Source organism: Streptomyces fulvoviolaceus (assembly GCF_000718165.1).
Taxonomy (GTDB): domain Bacteria; phylum Actinomycetota; class Actinomycetes; order Streptomycetales; family Streptomycetaceae; genus Streptomyces; species Streptomyces fulvoviolaceus.
On record NZ_JOEY01000008.1, the window covers coordinates 106,785 to 123,335 of the forward strand.

Here is a 16,551-nt window from a genome sequence, read left to right on the forward strand (position 1 = left end):
GTCAGGTCGAATTGGAACGAACTCATGTGTCCACCTTGTACGAACTGCTCACCGAACGGCTCTCCGAGACACGGGCACACCGGGCGGAGGTGCTCAGGGCCCCGGCCGAGAGTGCCGGTGAGGCATACGAGCGAGAGGTTGCCGCTGAACGTCTGGCCAAGGAGATCGGCCGGCTGGAGGGCGCCGAGAACGGGCTGGTCTTCGGCCGCATCGACTGGACGGACGGCACCGCCCTGCGCATCGGACGGATCGGACTGCAGACGGAGGACGACGACCTGCCCCTGCTCGTGGACTGGCGCGCCAACGCGGCGCGGCCCTTCTACGAGGCTACGCCGGTTCACCCGATGAACCTGCGGCGGCGCCGGCACCTGCGCCTGAAGGAGCGCACGGTTGTCGCAGTCAGCGACGAACTGTTGGACGGCTCCGCCCCCACCGCCGAAGACATAGTGGGCGACGGCCCGTTGACCGAGGCTCTTTCGGCACGGCGTACGGGTCGGATGCAAGCGGCCGTCGCGACACTGCAGGCCGAGCAGGACGAGATCGTCCGCTCCGCACACCGCGGGGTGACGGTGGTGCAGGGCGGACCCGGCACAGGCAAGACAGTGGTCGCCCTGCACCGGGCGGCGTATGTCCTGTACGCGTTCCCGCGGGCCGCCGAGCAGGGTGTGCTGGTGGTCGGGCCGAACGCGCGGTTTCTCGACTACATCTCCCAAGTCCTGCCCTCGCTCGGCGAGAACGACGTCGTCCTGGCGACCTGCCAGGAACTGGCCGGAGTGTTCCCGGAAACAGTGGAGCCGTTCGATGCGGCGCGTCTCAAGGGCAGTTCCGCCCTCGCAGACGCTCTGGCCGGCCTGCTGCGCATCCACCAAGCCCCGGACGGCGACTTCACCGTGCGGGTCGGACAGGAATTGGTTCACCTCCCGGGCGAGAGAGTCGCCACGGCACGCGACGCCGCCGTGGCGACCGAGCTGGGGCACAACCCCGCACGCCAGGTGTTCAAGGAGCTCCTGGTCGACGCCGTCACCGACACGCTGGAACGCGATATGAGCGATCTCCTGGAGCAGATCGATGCCGAGGTCACCCAGCTGACGGGCAGGAACCTCGACCGATTCGCGGCCGCCGGCCTGCGCCACCTCGGCCACGACGGCGCAGCCGACTCGGGACCGGCCGACGAGTTCGACGTGGACGCCGTCCGGGCCGACCTCCTCGACGACGCCGGCGTCGACCGAGCCGTAGAGGTGCTGTGGCCGCGACTGGTACCCGGTGACCTCGTGAGGGCTCTCCTGACGGACCCTGGCGCTCTCTCCGAGCATCTGCCCCTGCTGACCACGGACGAGCGGTCACTCCTGCTGCGCGGCCCGGACGACCTGTGGACCGATGCCGATGTGCCGCTGCTGGACGAGGCGGCGAGCCTGATCGACGGCCCGCCGGAGCGGACGTACGGGCACGTCGTCGTCGACGAGGCACAGGAGTTGACCGCCATGCAGTGGCGGATGATCGTCCGCCGCTGTCCGGCCAGGGCGATGACCCTGGTGGGCGACTTCGCCCAGGCGGGCCCGGTTGCGACAGCATGCGACTGGAAGGAGGCATTGAGTCCGCACGTCGGCCCACGGTTCAACCTGCACAGCCTGACCGTCAGTTACCGCACCACGCAGGAAATCCTGGACAGTGTGCGGGATCTGCTCGCGCGGATCGCACCGGACCAGACGCCGACACGGTCACTGCGCCGTGGTGAGACTCCTCGCACCGTGACCACACCTGTGGACGGGCTGGTCGCCACCGTCGCCCAGGAGCTTCGGGCCCAGAGCGCCGCCTACCCGGGCGAACTCCTCGGCGTGATCTGCGCGGACACGAGGGTGGGCGAGCTGACAGCCGCGGGCATCGCCCAGCACGCACGCATCGTGCCGGCATCCGAAGCGCGCGGGCTGGAGTTCGACGGGGTCGTCGTCATGAGCCCCGAGGAGATCATCACAGCCCGCCCCGGCGGAGAGAGGGACCTGTACGTGGCCCTGACCCGGGCCACCAAGAGGCTCTGCACGATCACCGTCCAGCCCGCCTGACGGATCACCGTCGACCTCCCTGCTCGCGCATGCTCCACAGGCATGCGCGAGCACCGCAAGCGCCAAGACAGAGAAGGTGGCATGGCAACCGACTTCGACGCCCCACGCAACGACGGCGTCATCGACAACCTCGACGAGCTCAAGGCCCGGAGCACCACCAAATCCGCTTCCGCCATTGACGTCGACGAGTTCGAGGCCGCCGAGGGCCTCGAGCTGCCCGGCGCCGATCTCTCGGGCGAGGAGCTGGCCATCCGGGTACTCCCGGCACTGGACGACGAATTCGTCTGTGCGGCCTGCTTCCTCGTGTACCACCGCAGCCAACTCGCCGACGGAAGCAGCATTCCCCGCATCTGCCGCGACTGCGACCACACCTGACACTGGCGTGCAGGCTCGCGACGTGGACGGCGTCATCCATCACGGAGCATGGGCGGGATGATCCGGCTCGGATACGGCGGTCCGGTCAGAACGGCATGGCGCGCGTGGCCGGTGCCGACTTCAGCACCGGCCCGCTGCTTCAGGCCCCGGGCTTGAGGAGGATGCGCCCGACGACGTCGGTTCCTTGTTCCATGAGTTCATGCGCCTCCGCAGCCTTCGCCAGTGGGAAGCGCGCGGCGATCGGCGATTGCAGTCGGCCGTCGGCGAGGAGGGCCAGAACGCGCACGGCGTCGTCGTGCCGGGCTCCGCGCACGCCGACGATGTCGACCTCCAGGCGGGTGAGGTCGAAGACCGTGAACGGCATCGGGCCGGGCGGGTTCTGCTCGCCGGCCGCCGGGCAGAGCCGGCCGCCGAGCCGGATGACGTCCAGGGCGAAGCGCAGCAGATCGCGGCTGGTGGAGTAGTCGACGGCATGGTCGACGCCCTGGCCGTGGGTGAGATCGCGTACGGCCTCGGCAGCGGCCCCGAGGTCCTCGGTGACGACGACCTCGACATCGGTGCCGCAGGTGGCCCGCAGGCTGTCGGCTCGCTCGGCATGCCTGGTGGTCGCGATGACACGCAGTCCGAAGATCCGGGCCAGCTGGATGGTGGCCAGGCCCATCGGCCCGGCGGCTCCGGTCACGAGCAGAGTGTCCCCCGCGGTGACCCGCAGCCGGTCACGCAGTACGCGGTGGCTGGTGCCGTAGGGCCACAGGGTGACCCCGGCCTGTTCCAGGTCGACGTGGTCGGGCACCGGGAGGAAGAGACGCTCGTCCCGCACCACGTATTCGGCGTAGGAGCCCAGGGTCTGGTGGCCGGGGATCGCGATACCGGTGGAGAGGTTGCCCAGGCCCCGGTGGGTCTCCGACGCGTAGGGGTTCTCGGGGTGGACCACGGCCACGACCCGGTCTCCCGGGTGCAGCAGTTGGGTTTCGGGCCCTGTGGCGACGACGGTCCCGGCGGCCTCACGTCCCAGTTGCTGGGGCATGGGAAAGGGGTTGCGGCCGGGCAGCTTCGTGCCGGCCTGGAGTCCGCGGCGGTATTTCAGGTCCCACCCGGAGACGGCAGCGTTGTCGACCGACACCAGGACGTCGGTGGGGCCGAGGGCCGGCAGCGGCCGCTGTTCGTGGACCAGTTGCTCGGGGCCACCGTGTTCGTGGACCCAGACAGCAGCCGTGGACGTCGGGAGGGTGGTCACTCGGTCTCCTTGCGTGGTCACATGGTCTCCTTGCTCAGAGCCGCGGCAACGGCGGGAATGTCGCCGGGTCCCATGACTGCGGCGATGTAGCGGTCGGGTTTGACCAGGACGAACCGGTTGCGGGCAGCCGCGAGCGCCTCCTCCAGGTGACCGTCCGCGTCCGCGACGGCCTCGCGCGCTCCTGCCGCGGGCGGCAGCCGGTCACCCAGGAGAACGTCGATCCGCTTGATGTCCACGGCATCGTCGGGCCAGTGCGCCCCGTCGAAACGCCGCCAGGCCACGTCGGGGACATCGACGCCCAGCAGCGCGAAGGACCCGCCGAGCACCTCGTCGAGTAGCCGCGGGCGCAGACTCGGCGGTACCAGGACCCGCGGCTGCGGCAGTTGCGTACCGGTCAGAGCATGGTCGCCCACGACGAGCCCGGCCTCGTGCCGGGCGTGGGGCCGGAAACGCATCTCGGTGAGGTAGCGCCGTCCCGGCGGCGTACGCAGCAGAGTACGGGCGGCGATGTCCCGCACCAGTGCCCGTCGCCGGTCGGTGGTCATGACGACGTCACCGAGGCGTTCGGAGTAGCGGACCATGGCCGTGGCGTGGGGACGGCGCTCCGGTTCATAGGTGTCGAGCAGGCTGTCCCCGGCCCTGCCGTGCCACACGTCGTCGATCTTCCAGGCGAGGTTCGCGGCGTCCCGTATCCCGGAGTTGAGTCCCTGGCCGGCGAAGGGCGGCATCATGTGCGCGGCGTCGCCGAGCAGCAGGACGTGCCCGTCACGCCATCGGTCGGCGACGACGGCGTTGAAGGTGTAGGCCGTGCAGCGCTCCACCTGGTCCTCGGTGAGCGGGCGGTAGGGCGCGACGAGCTTGTGCAGGGTCTCGAACTCGGGCCGGTCTCCCTTCGCGCCCTCGCCGGGCTGGAGGAGGAACTCGTAGCGGCAGCGGCCGCCCCGGCCCGGCACGATCACGGTGGGCCGGTCGGGAGTGCCGTGGTGCATGCCGTAGCGCTCGTCGTGGTGGTCGCCGGTGGTGTCGGCGACCAGCCAGACCTCCTGGTGGCTGGTGCCGGTCATGCCGATGCCGCGGAGTTCGCGCACGGTGGAGCGTCCGCCGTCGCAGGCCAGCACCCAACTGACCTCGAGGAGTTCGGCCTCGGAATCACCGGGCGTCCGCACTGCGGCGATGACGCCGGTACCGTCGGGGCTTTCCTCCACCGTGACCAACTCGGTGGAGAACCGCACATCGGCCTCGGGACGGGACTTCAGGTCGTCCAGGAGGACCTTCTCCAGCTCGGGCTGAGCGAACTGGTTCTTGAACGGGAAGCCGAGGCGGTAGGGCTGCGGGCCACGCGCGTGGAAGAGGGGGCGGCCCTTGCGGTCGTAGTAGCGGGTGCCTGTCCCGGGCACGACGATCTCCAGGACCTTGTCGGCGAGACCGGCCGTCTGCAGGGTGCGCAGGGACTCGTCGTCCAGGCTGATGGCCTTGGCCTCGTCGCTGGTGGAGGCGTTGCGCTCCACCAGGATGAGGGGAACGCCGCGGGCCGCGAGGAGGTTGGCGACCGTGAGGCCGACAGGGCCGCCGCCCACGACGAGTACCGGAAGCCGCGCGGGCGTCACGGGTTGACCACCGCCATCCATATCGGCTCGGTCCGGCTCTGCATGGAGGCCACTGCCTCGTTCGCCTCGGTGAGCGGGTAACGGTGGGTGATGAGGTCCTCCGCGTCGAGGCTGTTCTGGTCGAGCAGGGTGAGGACTTCACGGGCGTCCGTGCGGGTGCAGGCACGGGTGCCGACGATGCGCCAGCAGTTGACCATGATGGCGATCATGGGGAGCATCAGCGGGCTGCGGTTGGCGCCCATGTGCACGAGGGTGCCGCCGGTGGCGAGCGCGGCCAGCGCCTGGGAGGTGGCCGGCCCGTCCGGTACGAAGTCGAGGACCGCGTCCGCTCCCTGTGGGGCGAGGGCTCGCAGAGCACGGGTCAGCCCGCCCTCCTTGGCCCAGCTCGCGGGCAGTTCTTCGAGCGCCACGACGTCGGTGCGGACGTCACCGGCGAGCGGACGGACGGCGGCCAGCCGTTCGGCACTGCGTCCGACGAGGATCAGACGGGACACGCCGAAGTGCCGGGCCAGCTTGATGGTGGCGGTGCCCATCGTGCCGGTGGCGGCGGTGACCACGAGGGTGGCCCCCAGCGGCAGTTCGGCGCACTTGAGGGCGCGTACGGCGTTGGCGAGATCGTGGACCTTGGCGCCGACGTCGAAGGACACGTTGTCGGGCAGCGGGTCGACGAGCCAGTGCGGGACGCGGATGTACTCGGCCAGACCGCCGTCGTGATAGCGGTCGTACAGCGGCATCGGTACGTCGCCGAACGCGGCGTGCCCGATCATCGCCTGCTGCGGGCACATCATGTCCCGGTCCGAGCGACAGTAGCCGCAGGTACGGCAGTTGAGGTTGGGGTGCACCCGCACGCGGGTGCCGGTGGTGACTGTGTCGACCTCGCTGCCGACGGCGGTGATCGTGCCGGCGGCCTCATGTCCGAGTGTGGTCGGCAGGTGTTTGAAGGCCCCCTGGGCGAGCAGGGCCATCATGCCGGGGGCGAGTCCGGCGGAGGCCACCTTGACCAGGACGTCCTGGGGCCCGGGCTCGGGGATGGCGATCTTGTGCAGGTGGAGCGCGTCGGAGCCCTTCTGGGCGCGCGCGGCGAGCATGGCGGTCATGATGTGCGGCTCCTACGTCTGCTCAGGCCTGCAGTGAGGCCAGGAGTTCGGGGGTGTACGGTTCGGCGGTCCTGGTCGTCCCGGCGATCTGCGGGAGTTCACGGTCGGAGTACAGGGCGATGTGGTCGCTCTGCTCGCCGCACACGCTCGTGTGCGCGATGCCGAGCGGGATGCGGACGAAGTCGCCCGGCCCCAGCTCGACGATGCCGCGCTGGCTGACGAGGGTGCGACGCCCGCTGACCTGGTACTGGATCTCGTCGGCGTCGAGGGTGCGGCGGTAGACGCGCTGATCGCCGGGGCGCAGGCGGACCGTGCCGAGGCGGAAGCCGGCGGAGCGGTACAGCCAGGTCATGCCGACCTCGTCCGTACCCGTGAGGACCTGGAGGCGCTCCTTCTCCGCGTGCACCTGCTCCAGCAGCCGCAGTTCGTCGACGGGCGCGACGGTGATGTCGTGCCCGGGATTGCCCATGCACTGGGTGACCGCCTCGTTGATCTTCCCCGGCTCCCAGCCGGGGAAGGCGGGGAAGACCGCTTCCGACTGCCGGACGGGGGCGCGTTCCTCCCTGACCGGGGCGGGTGTGTAGAAGAGCAGATGGCTCTCGCGGCGCCCGTAGTTGTCGTGGGCAACGCCACGGGGCAACCGGGAGAACTCCCCCGGCCGGTGCTCGACGACGCCGAGTTCGGTCATCAGCGTCCGGTCGCCGGCGATCTGATAGGAGATCTCGTCGACGTCGCAGTTGCGGTGGTAGAAGGGCTGGCGGTTGTCCATCGTCTGCCACTCGACGCGCACCTGAGCGCTCTCGAAGACGCCCCGCGGCGGGGCGAACGGCACGGCCTCGTACTCGACCGGGAAGTGGACCACACTCAGCGGTTCGTGGTCCCTCCACAGCTTCACCGGGAAGGGGTTGGGGTGCGGGGGCGAGAGCAGGAGGTGCTCGTCGCGCTCGACCAGGCGGGAGGGCTCGTTGGAGCAGACGACCGCGATGACTTCGGTGACGGTGCCCATGAAACGTCCTTGTTTCGTCGGGATGGTTCGGGAAGGTGGGAGTCAGACGGCCGCAGGCAGGTGCTTGTCGAGGAAGGCGTGGGTGCGCTGCCAGGCGGTACGGGCGCTGTCCTCCACGTACATGTGGGGGCGGGCGTCGCAGGCGAAGGCGTGCCCGGCGCCGTCGTAGACGTGGCTCTCGAAGTCGACTCCTGCGGCGGTGAGGGCCCCCTCGATGGCCGAGACCTGCTCGGCGGGAATGGTGGGGTCCTGGGAGCCGACGTGCAGCAGCATGGGAGCGTCGATGTTCTTGGCCCGGTCCACGACCGCGTGCGGGCCGGCGGCGATACCGGGACCGTAGAAGACGACCGTGGCGCCGAGACCGCCGATACCGGTGGCCGCCGTGAAAGCGGCCCGGCCGCCGAAGCAGAAACCGTTGACCGCCGTGCGAGACGTGGGGATGCCTTCCTGCTCCGCGACGTGCTCGAGGACGGCCTCGACGTCGGTGACGATCGCGTCCGGTCCGATGGCACCGATCAGCGGCATCGCCTCGGCGTGCTGCTCGTACGCCAGGGTGCCGACGCCGTTGCGGTGGAACAGGTCGGGGGCCAGGGCGAGGAAACCGCGGGCGGCGTAGCGGCGGGCGATGTCCTGGATGTGGTCGTTGACGCCGAACGCCTCCTGGAGCACGATCACGGCCCGGTCGGCGGGCTGTGCGGGTCGCGCCACGTAGACGCGCATGGGCCCGTCGGCGGTGGAGACGCTGACCCAGTCGGTCGTCGCGGTGGCGGAGTTGTGCTGGTCGCTCATGGTGCGAGCTCCTTCATCAGTGGGGTGGGGGTAAGTGGCAGGGACGAGCAGGAAGGGCTCCTCGTCAGGCCCTCAGGGCTCAGGGCAGGGTGCCGGCAGCCCGCCGGACCAGATAGCGGTATCCGGCTTCCAACTGGCTGTCGGGCCAGCACTCGGCCCGCTTGGCGCGGGCCTCCGCGGCGTCGGAGCGGACGAACACAGGACCGGCCGATTCGGCCCTGAGCTGGATGGCACAGGCCCGTTCGAGCAGTACGGCGTGCATGACGGCCGCCGCCACGGTGCGCCCGGCGGCGACGAGCCCGTGCTTGGGCATGAGGGCGGCGGGCGCCTCGCCGAGGGCCGCGGCGAGCGACTTCCCGAGAGCCGGGGTGCTGACCAGCGCACCCGTCTCCTGAAATCTCGGCACATCGTCTCCCGCGAACAACGTGCCCTCGTGCGAGAGGGGCAGCAGCGGCATGTCGAGGGCCGCGAACGCGATGGCGGACTGGGCGTGGGTGTGCACCGTGCAGGTCAGCTCTGGTGCGGCCTTAAGGATCTCCAGGTGGATGTGGCACTCCTTGTGCGGGGTCCCGTCGCCGTGCAGCACCTCGGCGTCGTACGACACGAGTTGCAGCCGGTCGTCGCGGACCTCTTCGAGTCCCCATCCCGGTGCCTTGATCCAGATGCCGCGTCCCTCGGGGTCACGTACGGCCGCGTGCCCCCAGACCATGTCCCCCTGCCCCGCCGCGGCCAGGGCGTGCGAGGCATCGACGGCGAACCCGCGGGCCTGAGCGGGGGTCATGACACGGGCAGGGCGTCGTAGTAGCGGGCGGCCCCCGGGTGCAGCGGGATGGGCGCCTTGCCCATGGTGACGGGGTCGAGAGGGTAGGTGACCGGGCTGCGTTCGGGAGCCAGGTGGCGGTACTGCCCTTCGAGGATGTGCCGGGTCTCCCCCAGCACCCAGGCGATGGCATAGGCGACGTCGTCGGCGAGGTCGGCGCGGGTGAGCACGAGGAAGTCCGAGAAGTCGAGGGTGGTGAAGCGGGCACAGCCCGGGAAGTAACCCTCGTCGACGACCGCCTCCGGCCAGCCGAAGTCGTCGTGAAGGCCGTCGAGCACGTCCGGCTCGACCTCCAGGAAGTTCAGGTTCGGACCGATCTCCTGCCACGCGGGCAGCATGACCGCCTCATGGACGATGGCGTTCGCACGGCCTTCCTTCACATGATCCAGCGACTCGAACGGCCGCTCGTCCTCCAGCAGTTCGCCGCCCCAGCCGGTGACGTCGACACCCGACCGGGTCAGAACCTCGTGGGCGGCGAGCCCGACATGGTTGACCCCGTCATAAATGGAGGTGGCGAGCCGCAGAGCGGGCTTGTGCTCACGCAGTTCGGCGAAGGTGGTGATGCCGAGGTCCTTGTCCACGGCCACGACCAGGCGGTCCCGCTGCGGCACCACACCGAGGGCGCGCAGGTCGGGGTACCACTCGTCCGCGTAGCCGCCGCGCCCGTCGAGCGCCGCGGTCACGAAGGCGGTCGGTGTGGCCAGGGCCACCTGCACCTCGCCCCGGCCCACGGCCCGCACCGCGTCACTGAACCCACGGCTGTTCCAGGTGGCGATCCGGGTGTGGGGGCCACAGCGGTCCGCGAGTTCCTGTGCGATCCAGCCGCAGACCCGGTGCAGGTTGGCACTGCCCCAGTCACCGCGCAGATGCAACGTGAGAGAGCGGTCGAGCTTCGGCTCGGTCGGGCGATCGGGCGAGGTAAGGGAGGGACTCATGGCGGCTCCTGTCCTGATTACAAGGACATACGTCCTGTGTTTCACACATCATAGAAGGCGAAGAGGCGGGATGCGAGGGAGTGGAGATATAAATCTAGAGCTATACCTCTAATACTAGACCCACTCTCCGGCTGTCGCCGGCGACAGCCGGCACTGATGGACGACGGTGGAAGCTCTAGAAGTAGAGATATGGTGACGGCATGAGCGAGCGACCATCCGAGCAGCTACCCAGTGATCTGGTCCGTCTCGTATGGACGCTCCACCGGGTACTCCGGCAGCGCCAGACACCTCCAACCGGCGAGTCCGCCCGCCCGCTCGCGCAGGTGGAGGTGCTACGACTCGTCGAGAGCCAGCCCGGCGTCAGCGTCCGCCAGGTCGCCACCGCTCTGGGCATGCAGTCCAACAATGTCAGCACGCTCGTCACCCAGCTCACCCGCGACGGCTTCATCGACCGCCGTCCCAGCGCACACGACCGGCGATTCGTGGAACTCCACCCCACCGGAAAGATGATCACGGCAGGCACTGAAGTCAACGACAGCCTCAGCAAAGCGATCACCGAAGCACTCCAGCAGCTGCCACCCCAGGCCGAACAGCGCATCACCGCCGCACTCCCCGAGCTGTGGGAGCTGGCGCGCGCCCTCGCACCGGCTCCGTAGGGATTATTCGGTGGGGCCGAGCCGATGGCGGACCTGTGGGCCGGGCCGCACGGTTCTTCCAGTAGCGGATGCCGCACGGCTTGCCCTGGGCATCGCTTGCCTCGATTGCCCGCCTGGAGCTGTTCTCGACAGCGGCCAGGCGGAATCGCAGAGTGCAGTCACCCACCGATGAGCTTGGTCAGCCATTCGGCCTGGGAGCGGATGGTCCACTGCGCCTCGCGCGTAGTGGTCTGCAGAGGGTAGGTGTGCATGCCACCTTCCTGCTCGATCCAGGTGACGGATACGCCGGCCGCCTCCAGGGCGTCGCGCAGCCGCCGCACATCGGGAAGGAAGAGGTCGCGGGTGCCGGCGTCGAGGTGGACGGGCGGCAGGCCGTCGAAGGTGCCGTTGATCGGGGACAGAGCCGGATCGTCCAGCGGGGAGCCGCCCGCGTGGAGACGGGCTGCCCAGCCGAGGTAGTACCGGCTCAGCAACGTGTCGGTCGCCTCGGACTCGTTCAGTTCGGGGTTGGCCATCTCCAGGTCGACCCAGGGCGCGGTGAGCATCATGCCGGCCGGCATCGGGCCGCCGGCGGCGCACAGGGCCTGCGCGGTGGCAAGGGCCAGGCCGCCGCCGGCGCTGTCGCCGGCCAGCACCCAACGCCCGTCCGAGAGGTCACCGGCCTCGTGCAGGGCGGTGATCGCGGCGACGGCGTCGTTCAGCGGGGTGGGGTGCGGATGGTCTGGTGCCATGCGGTACAGCACGGTGGCGGCGGCCACCCCGGTCCGCTGCTGGATCTCGCCCAGCCACCGCCACTGGGTGGCCAGCGGTCCTACGTTGTATGAGCCGCCGTGCAGGTAGACAACGGTTCCATGAGCACGGCTCTGCCGGGCCAGCCACGTGGTGGGGACACCACCGGGCTCGCCGGTAGTCACGTTGACGGTCGCGGCGAGCTTCTTCGGCGGGAGGACGCCGCGCTGTCCCGCCGCGAGCACCCGGTCGCGGACCGGCCGGGGCAGTCGCGGGAGAAGCTTGAAGAAGTGGCCGCCGAGCCGGACGAACGGGTTGTCGGCCAGCGACTTGCCCATGGGAACCAGTCCACCGCCCGCGGTGGTCGCTGGACGGCTGGGGTCCCGGTCCAACTTCATGTCGACGCACGGCCAGACCACGGTGTGCGTGCCCACACCGAACTCCTCTGGCTCACCGGTGCCGGTGTGTACGCGCGCGGTGGCACCTGCGGGAACCGTCACCTCCAGGGTCACCTGACCATCCTTGACGGCCCAACTGCTGGAGGCGGTGCCGTAGGGCGTCTGCACGCTCGCCCGGGCACGGGTCAGCCCGCCGCCCACCAGAGGGCGGACGTCGATGACGCGGTAGCCGGGTTCGGCCGGGGACAGTCCGGCGATGTACTCGGTGAGGAAGCGTGCGACCGACCCGAGGGCGTAGTGGTTGTGGCTCTCCTTGGCCTCCCCCTTGTCGTTGTGGCCGTCCCAGGTCTCCCACACGGTGGTCGCACCGCGCTCGACCTGGTACAGCCAGGACGGGCTTGTGGTCCGCAGCAGCACACGCCAGGCGACGTCCGCGCGGCCTCCGTCGACGAGGACGGGCAGCAGCAGCGGCGTGGAGAGGAATCCGGTGGCCAAGTGGTCGTCCGCTTCTTCTATGAGCGCGACCAGCCGATCGACAGCGGCACTCCGCTCCTCGGGTTCCAGCAGGTCGAAGGCAAGCGCGCGGACATAGTCCTCCTGGCGGTCGGTGCCGACGCGCCCGTCGGCGTGCAGGAAGACCGCCCGCCATGCGCTACGCGTGCGGTCCGCCAGTTCGCGGTAGCGGGCGGCGTCGGCGTCACGGCCGAGCACGGCGGCGACCGCCGACAGGGTGCGCGCGGAATGCTCGAAGTAGGCGGTGGCCGTCACGGGGCTGTGTCGCATGCTGTCGAGGATCGAGCCCACGAAGTTCTCGCCCGGGCGCAGCCACTCACCGAAGTGGAAACCGGTGTCCAGCACGTAGGGGTCGACGTCGGAACGGCCGTTGCCGCCCAGCCGCCGGGTCACACGGCGCTTCACGCGGGCTCGGCGGGCAAGTTGGTCGACCCAAGCCGTCATGCTGGAGTACTGCTGCTCCAGGACGGCCCGGTCGCCGTAGTACCGGTACAGCGTCCAGGGCAGCAGCACGGTGACGTCTCCCCAGCCGACCGAGCCCGAGACCAGGCGCAGAGGCCTGCCCATCCCTCCGGAGAAGCGCGAGGCCTCGGCGGGGATGAAGACCGGTACCTTGCCGTCTGGCAGCTGTTCGGCGGCGACGTTGCGCAGGTAGCGGCGCAGGTACGCCTGGGCGTCGACGAACGTGGTGGCGGTCGGGCCGAAGACCTGGATGTCCCCGGTCCACCCGGAGCGTTCCCGGGTGGGGCAGTCGGTGGGGGTGTCGGTGAAGTTCGAGCGCAGCGACCAGGACACATTGCGGTGCAGGCGGACGAGCCGCTCGTCGGAGCAGTCGAACGTGCCGGTGTCCGGCAGATCGGAGGAGAGGACTACCCCCTCGACGTCACCGGTGTCCAGGTCGCCGGGCAGTCCGTCGACCTCCGCGTAGCGGAAGCCGTGGATGGTGAACCACGGGGACCACCAGCCCTCTTCCCCGTCGAGGATCACCTCGTCGCGCTGGTACCAGCGCTTCACAGGGAGCGCGTGGATGTAGTCGGTGTCCAGCTCGCCGTCCTCGCGCAGCACCTCGCTGTGCGTCAGCCGCACGGTGGTCCCGGACGGACCGGAGAGGCGGATCCGCACGACCCCGGCGAAGTTCTGCCCGAAGTCGACGATCTGCCTGCCCGACGGCGCCCGGGTGACCGATCGGGCCGGCAGCCGCTCGATCTCGCGGACCGGCGCGACCTCCTCGGCGATCAGCGTGCGCCGCTCGTCCAGGACCTCGGCATGGCGGAACCGCGCCGGTACGGCCGCACCGGTCAGCCAGTCATCGTCCGGTACGCGCAGGTCGACGCGCTCGCCGAGCTTCGGGTCGGCGGTCAGGATGCGCCCGGTCCCGGCCTGCCAGGAGCCATCGGTCACGAACGTGACGTTGCTCCCGTCCGCCAGGTCCAGCTCCACCTGAACGAACCCGGCCGTCCGGTCGCCGTAGACCGCCCGACGGCCGGTGAGCCCGCCGGCGCCACGGAACCGGCCGTCCCCGACGGCCAGCCCCAGCACGTTGTCTCCGGTGCGGAAGGCCTCGGTGACGTCGTAGGTCTGGTACTCGACGTACTCGTCGAACGGCGTCCACCGCGGTACCAACGCCGGGCCGGTCAGATCGCAGCCGTTGACGAAAAACCGGTACCAGCCGAGCGCCGAGACGTAGGCCCGACCGCGCACCACTTCAGCAGGCAGATCGACTGTGCCGCGCAGGTACAGCACGCGGTAGTCGGCCTTCTCCGCCGGGGCCGGGCCACTGACCCAGCGGGCCCGCAAGCGCGCCGGGTCCAGAACACCGGTCTCGAACCACGACGGCTCGCTCCACGCACCGGGCTCGGCCTCGCCCTCCGCCCGGATACGCACCCGCCAGCGATAACGGCGACAGGCGACCAGCGGCATCCCGTCGTAGCGGACACCGAAGGGTTCCGCCAGGGCCACCTGACCGCTGTCCCACACAAGTTGACCCACCTCGAATCCCTCGTCGGCGGACACCTGCACCTGATATGCGGCCTGGGCAGCGCTCTCGGACGACGGCCGCCAGGCGAACTCGGGCCTTCGGTCGTCGATGCTCAGGGGGGTCTTCCGGGCGTTGGTCCGCAGGTCGACAGGGGCACGCAGCATGTGGGACTCCAACACGGGATCGTGCTCATTTATGGCGATTGAGCCAGTTAAACGTTTCACTCGCGGGCCGAGGATAGGCACAATGGGAGCTGCGCGACAAGGAGGCTGCCCAAGGGTGGTCGGAGAGGGAGGCCATGGCAGCGCGGGCAGGAAAGCGGATCACCATCAGCGATGTCGCCCGGCACAGCGGAGTATCGATCGCCACGGTCAGTTACGTCCTCAACGACCGGCAGGACAAGTCCACCTCCCCGGCCACCCGGGCCCGCGTCCTGGCCTCCGCCGCGGATCTCGGGTACGTACCCAATGCGGCGGCGGTCGCGCTGCGCCGCGGGCACAGCAAGGTCGTACTCGTCGTGGTCGATCCCACCTACACAGGCGAGGTGAGCGCCCGCACGATCGAGTACATCACCAACGGTGTCACCAACCTCGGCTACACCGTCCTGGTCCACAGCAAAACCTCGGAGGCCCAACTCTGCGACGTCGTACGGGTGGTGCAACCGTTCGCCGTCTTCCTGCTCGCCTTCGTGTCCGCCGACGCCCATGCCAGGCTGAAACCCCTCGGCGCCCGGCACATCCTCGGCCTCGACCCGCTCCCCGACACCGAGGCCGAGGGCGACCGCTTCTGGGAACAGGGCATCGGAGCCGCCCAGGTGCGCCACCTCGAGGAGCGCGGGCACAGGCGCATCGGCTACGTCCTGCTCGAAGGCCCCTCACCCCGCCTGCCCGTAGCCCGCAGCCGACTGGCCGGGGCCGTAGCCGAATGCGCGCGCCGGGGCCTCGAAACGCCCGTCGTGCTGAACCTTCCGCTGCGGCGTGACGCCATCGCCCGGGAACTGCCCGCGATACGGGACTCGGGCGTCACCGCTGTCTGCGCCCACGAGGACCGCATGGGACTCGCGATCCTCGCGGCGATGACGGATCTGGGCTGGTCCGCTCCGGTCGACCTCGCGGTCATCGGAGCCGACAACAGCCCCGAATCCCTCTTCGCCACGCCCCAGTTGTCCACGGCCTGGATCCCCGACACCGACAACGCCGACCACGCCGCACAGTGGCTCGACGCGGTCGTGGCCGGGGAACAGGTCGATGCCGCCGCCAGGTTGCGCAGTGCGCTCCCGCCTGCGCAGGTGACACACCGGCAGTCCACCTGACGTACGACGCGCACGGGGTCACACCTGCGTCGGACGCCGACGGTGTCGAGGGAACGCTTTCCCCGGCCGCCAGTGAACGGGCCGCCGCCTGGCAGCTCCGCCATGCTTGCGTATCTGCCAGGCAGGCTGATCCCGGCCGGTCAGGCCATCGCCCCCTGCGACGCCAGTAGATCGCGGGCGGTGCCGTACGCAGTCCACTGCCGGGGTCGGGCCGAGTGAGACCACCGCCGAGGCGGGCCGGAAGGTGCTCCCGCGGCAGCCGGGCCCCGGCTGACAGGAACTCTGGCGTACAAGCCCTCCAGCCCGGCGCACACCAATCCCCCGCGCGACGGGCTTCCTCCGCACCAAGGGCCTGCGCGAGGCCACCGCAAGACGCACTCGGTGCGCAACCGCTTGGGACACGGCCGTCACCGCGCGAAGCTCACCCAGGCTGTCCAGTCCTGAAGCCCGCCTTCCGGCTACCGTGTCGGACCAGCTGATCGTCACAGCGCGCGGGCGCACGGCGCAGGGCCGACGACGACAACGCATCGGGATTCAGCTCCGTGAGCAGGCGCAGTAGCAGGGCGCGTACGGATGCCCGTTCGTCGGGGGCGAGAACCGAAAGCGCTTCCCTGTCGATGTGCGTCACCACTTCCCGAGCCCGCCCGGCGAGGATCGCGCCGCTTTCGGTGATGGTCAGCTGAACGGTTCGGCGGTTCGAAGGCCGTTCGCGGCGAGCCAGCAGACCTCGGTCGACCAACGCGTTGACGGCAGCGCCCATGGACTGAGGAGTGATGCCGGTCCGGCGTGCGATCTCCGCCGCGGAGATCCCCGGCGTCAGGACGACCTGCTGCAAAGCGTTGTGCTGGGTGACCGTGAGGCCGAGCGGCCGCAGCGCTCTCTCAAGGCGCGCACCCATCACGTGCGCCACCTGCCAGGCCAGGTAGCCCATGCGTGCCGACGGATCGGCGTGTGCGCGACTCATGTCACACCCCTCACAATAAGGTGCCTTATATTTTTATGATACAACTAGAAGGTACCTTACAGCGAGAGAACGCGG

At 69.9% G+C, this 16,551-nt stretch carries 13 protein-coding genes; 4 read left to right on the plus strand and 9 right to left on the minus strand.

Annotation, left to right across the window (positions count from 1 at the left end; genetic code table 11):
- Nucleotides 1–26 precede the first annotated feature (26 nt).
- A complete protein-coding gene (locus IG08_RS0110560; RefSeq protein ID WP_030599291.1) occupies nt 27–2,060 on the plus strand; it encodes a HelD family protein in 2,034 nt (677 codons plus the stop codon).
- A gap of 81 nt (nt 2,061–2,141) precedes the next feature.
- Nucleotides 2,142–2,435 (plus strand): DUF4193 domain-containing protein, encoded by a 294-nt coding sequence (locus tag IG08_RS0110565; RefSeq protein WP_030599293.1) that lies wholly within the window; start codon nt 2,142–2,144, stop codon nt 2,433–2,435.
- A 139-nt stretch (nt 2,436–2,574) separates the two neighbouring features.
- On the opposite strand, the gene IG08_RS0110570 is transcribed toward IG08_RS0110565, so the two are convergent.
- The 7 genes from IG08_RS0110570 to IG08_RS0110600 form a co-directional block, all read right to left on the minus strand.
- Complete coding sequence (locus tag IG08_RS0110570) at nt 2,575–3,672, minus strand: quinone oxidoreductase family protein (RefSeq protein ID WP_030599294.1); 1,098 nt, start codon at nt 3,670–3,672, stop codon at nt 2,575–2,577.
- Between the two features lie 17 nt (nt 3,673–3,689).
- On the minus strand, nt 3,690–5,279 hold the full coding sequence (locus IG08_RS0110575) for a bifunctional 3-(3-hydroxy-phenyl)propionate/3-hydroxycinnamic acid hydroxylase (protein WP_043453893.1): 1,590 nt from the start codon (nt 5,277–5,279) through the stop codon (nt 3,690–3,692).
- Nucleotides 5,276–6,376 carry an alcohol dehydrogenase catalytic domain-containing protein gene (locus IG08_RS0110580; RefSeq protein ID WP_030599298.1) on the minus strand — a complete coding sequence of 367 codons (1,101 nt, stop codon included), beginning with the start codon at nt 6,374–6,376 and terminating at the stop codon, nt 5,276–5,278. The genes IG08_RS0110575 and IG08_RS0110580 overlap by 4 nt, the downstream gene beginning before the upstream one ends.
- A 22-nt stretch (nt 6,377–6,398) precedes the next feature.
- Nucleotides 6,399–7,382 (minus strand): cupin domain-containing protein, encoded by a 984-nt coding sequence (locus IG08_RS0110585; RefSeq protein WP_030599300.1) that lies wholly within the window; start codon nt 7,380–7,382, stop codon nt 6,399–6,401.
- Between the two features lie 42 nt (nt 7,383–7,424).
- Entirely contained in the window at nt 7,425–8,171 is a 747-nt protein-coding gene (locus IG08_RS0110590; RefSeq protein WP_043453897.1) for a dienelactone hydrolase family protein, read from the minus strand.
- A 79-nt stretch (nt 8,172–8,250) separates the two neighbouring features.
- The gene (locus IG08_RS0110595; protein ID WP_030599304.1) at nt 8,251–8,952 is read right to left on the minus strand and encodes a class II aldolase/adducin family protein; all 702 of its coding nucleotides are present in this window, start codon (nt 8,950–8,952) and stop codon (nt 8,251–8,253) included.
- A complete protein-coding gene (locus IG08_RS0110600) occupies nt 8,949–9,926 on the minus strand; it encodes a TAXI family TRAP transporter solute-binding subunit (protein WP_030599306.1) in 978 nt (325 codons plus the stop codon). The genes IG08_RS0110595 and IG08_RS0110600 overlap by 4 nt, the downstream gene beginning before the upstream one ends.
- A 200-nt stretch (nt 9,927–10,126) precedes the next feature.
- Between IG08_RS0110600 and IG08_RS54055 the strand changes: the two genes are divergently transcribed.
- Complete coding sequence (locus IG08_RS54055) at nt 10,127–10,582, plus strand: MarR family winged helix-turn-helix transcriptional regulator (protein ID WP_078655528.1); 456 nt, start codon at nt 10,127–10,129, stop codon at nt 10,580–10,582.
- Nucleotides 10,583–10,740: 158 nt separating this feature from the next.
- Here the strand turns inward: IG08_RS54055 and IG08_RS0110610 are convergent, their stop codons facing one another.
- Complete coding sequence (locus IG08_RS0110610; protein WP_052424589.1) at nt 10,741–14,364, minus strand: family 78 glycoside hydrolase catalytic domain; 3,624 nt, start codon at nt 14,362–14,364, stop codon at nt 10,741–10,743.
- A 134-nt stretch (nt 14,365–14,498) separates the two neighbouring features.
- Between IG08_RS0110610 and IG08_RS0110615 the strand changes: the two genes are divergently transcribed.
- On the plus strand, nt 14,499–15,512 hold the full coding sequence (locus tag IG08_RS0110615) for a LacI family DNA-binding transcriptional regulator (protein ID WP_052424590.1): 1,014 nt from the start codon (nt 14,499–14,501) through the stop codon (nt 15,510–15,512).
- Between the two features lie 421 nt (nt 15,513–15,933).
- Here IG08_RS0110615 and IG08_RS0110620 read toward each other — a convergent pair whose 3' ends face one another.
- A complete protein-coding gene (locus IG08_RS0110620) occupies nt 15,934–16,476 on the minus strand; it encodes a MarR family winged helix-turn-helix transcriptional regulator (protein ID WP_078655529.1) in 543 nt (180 codons plus the stop codon).
- Nucleotides 16,477–16,551 lie beyond the last annotated feature (75 nt).

What these genes read in the sequence shown, in the direction of transcription:
- IG08_RS0110615 (WP_052424590.1), top strand. Translation starts at nt 14,499, where the DNA reads ATGGCAGCGCGGGCAGGAAAGCGGATCACCATCAGCGATGTCGCCCGG.
- IG08_RS0110590 (WP_043453897.1), bottom strand. Translation starts at nt 8,171, where the DNA reads ATGAGCGACCAGCACAACTCCGCCACCGCGACGACCGACTGGGTCAGC.
- IG08_RS0110600 (WP_030599306.1), bottom strand. Translation starts at nt 9,926, where the DNA reads ATGAGTCCCTCCCTTACCTCGCCCGATCGCCCGACCGAGCCGAAGCTC.
- IG08_RS0110620 (WP_078655529.1), bottom strand. Translation starts at nt 16,476, where the DNA reads ATGAGTCGCGCACACGCCGATCCGTCGGCACGCATGGGCTACCTGGCC.
- IG08_RS0110595 (WP_030599304.1), bottom strand. Translation starts at nt 8,952, where the DNA reads ATGACCCCCGCTCAGGCCCGCGGGTTCGCCGTCGATGCCTCGCACGCC.
- IG08_RS0110580 (WP_030599298.1), bottom strand. Translation starts at nt 6,376, where the DNA reads ATGACCGCCATGCTCGCCGCGCGCGCCCAGAAGGGCTCCGACGCGCTC.
- IG08_RS0110585 (WP_030599300.1), bottom strand. Translation starts at nt 7,382, where the DNA reads ATGGGCACCGTCACCGAAGTCATCGCGGTCGTCTGCTCCAACGAGCCC.
- IG08_RS54055 (WP_078655528.1), top strand. Translation starts at nt 10,127, where the DNA reads ATGAGCGAGCGACCATCCGAGCAGCTACCCAGTGATCTGGTCCGTCTC.
- IG08_RS0110610 (WP_052424589.1), bottom strand. Translation starts at nt 14,364, where the DNA reads ATGCTGCGTGCCCCTGTCGACCTGCGGACCAACGCCCGGAAGACCCCC.
- IG08_RS0110565 (WP_030599293.1), top strand. Translation starts at nt 2,142, where the DNA reads ATGGCAACCGACTTCGACGCCCCACGCAACGACGGCGTCATCGACAAC.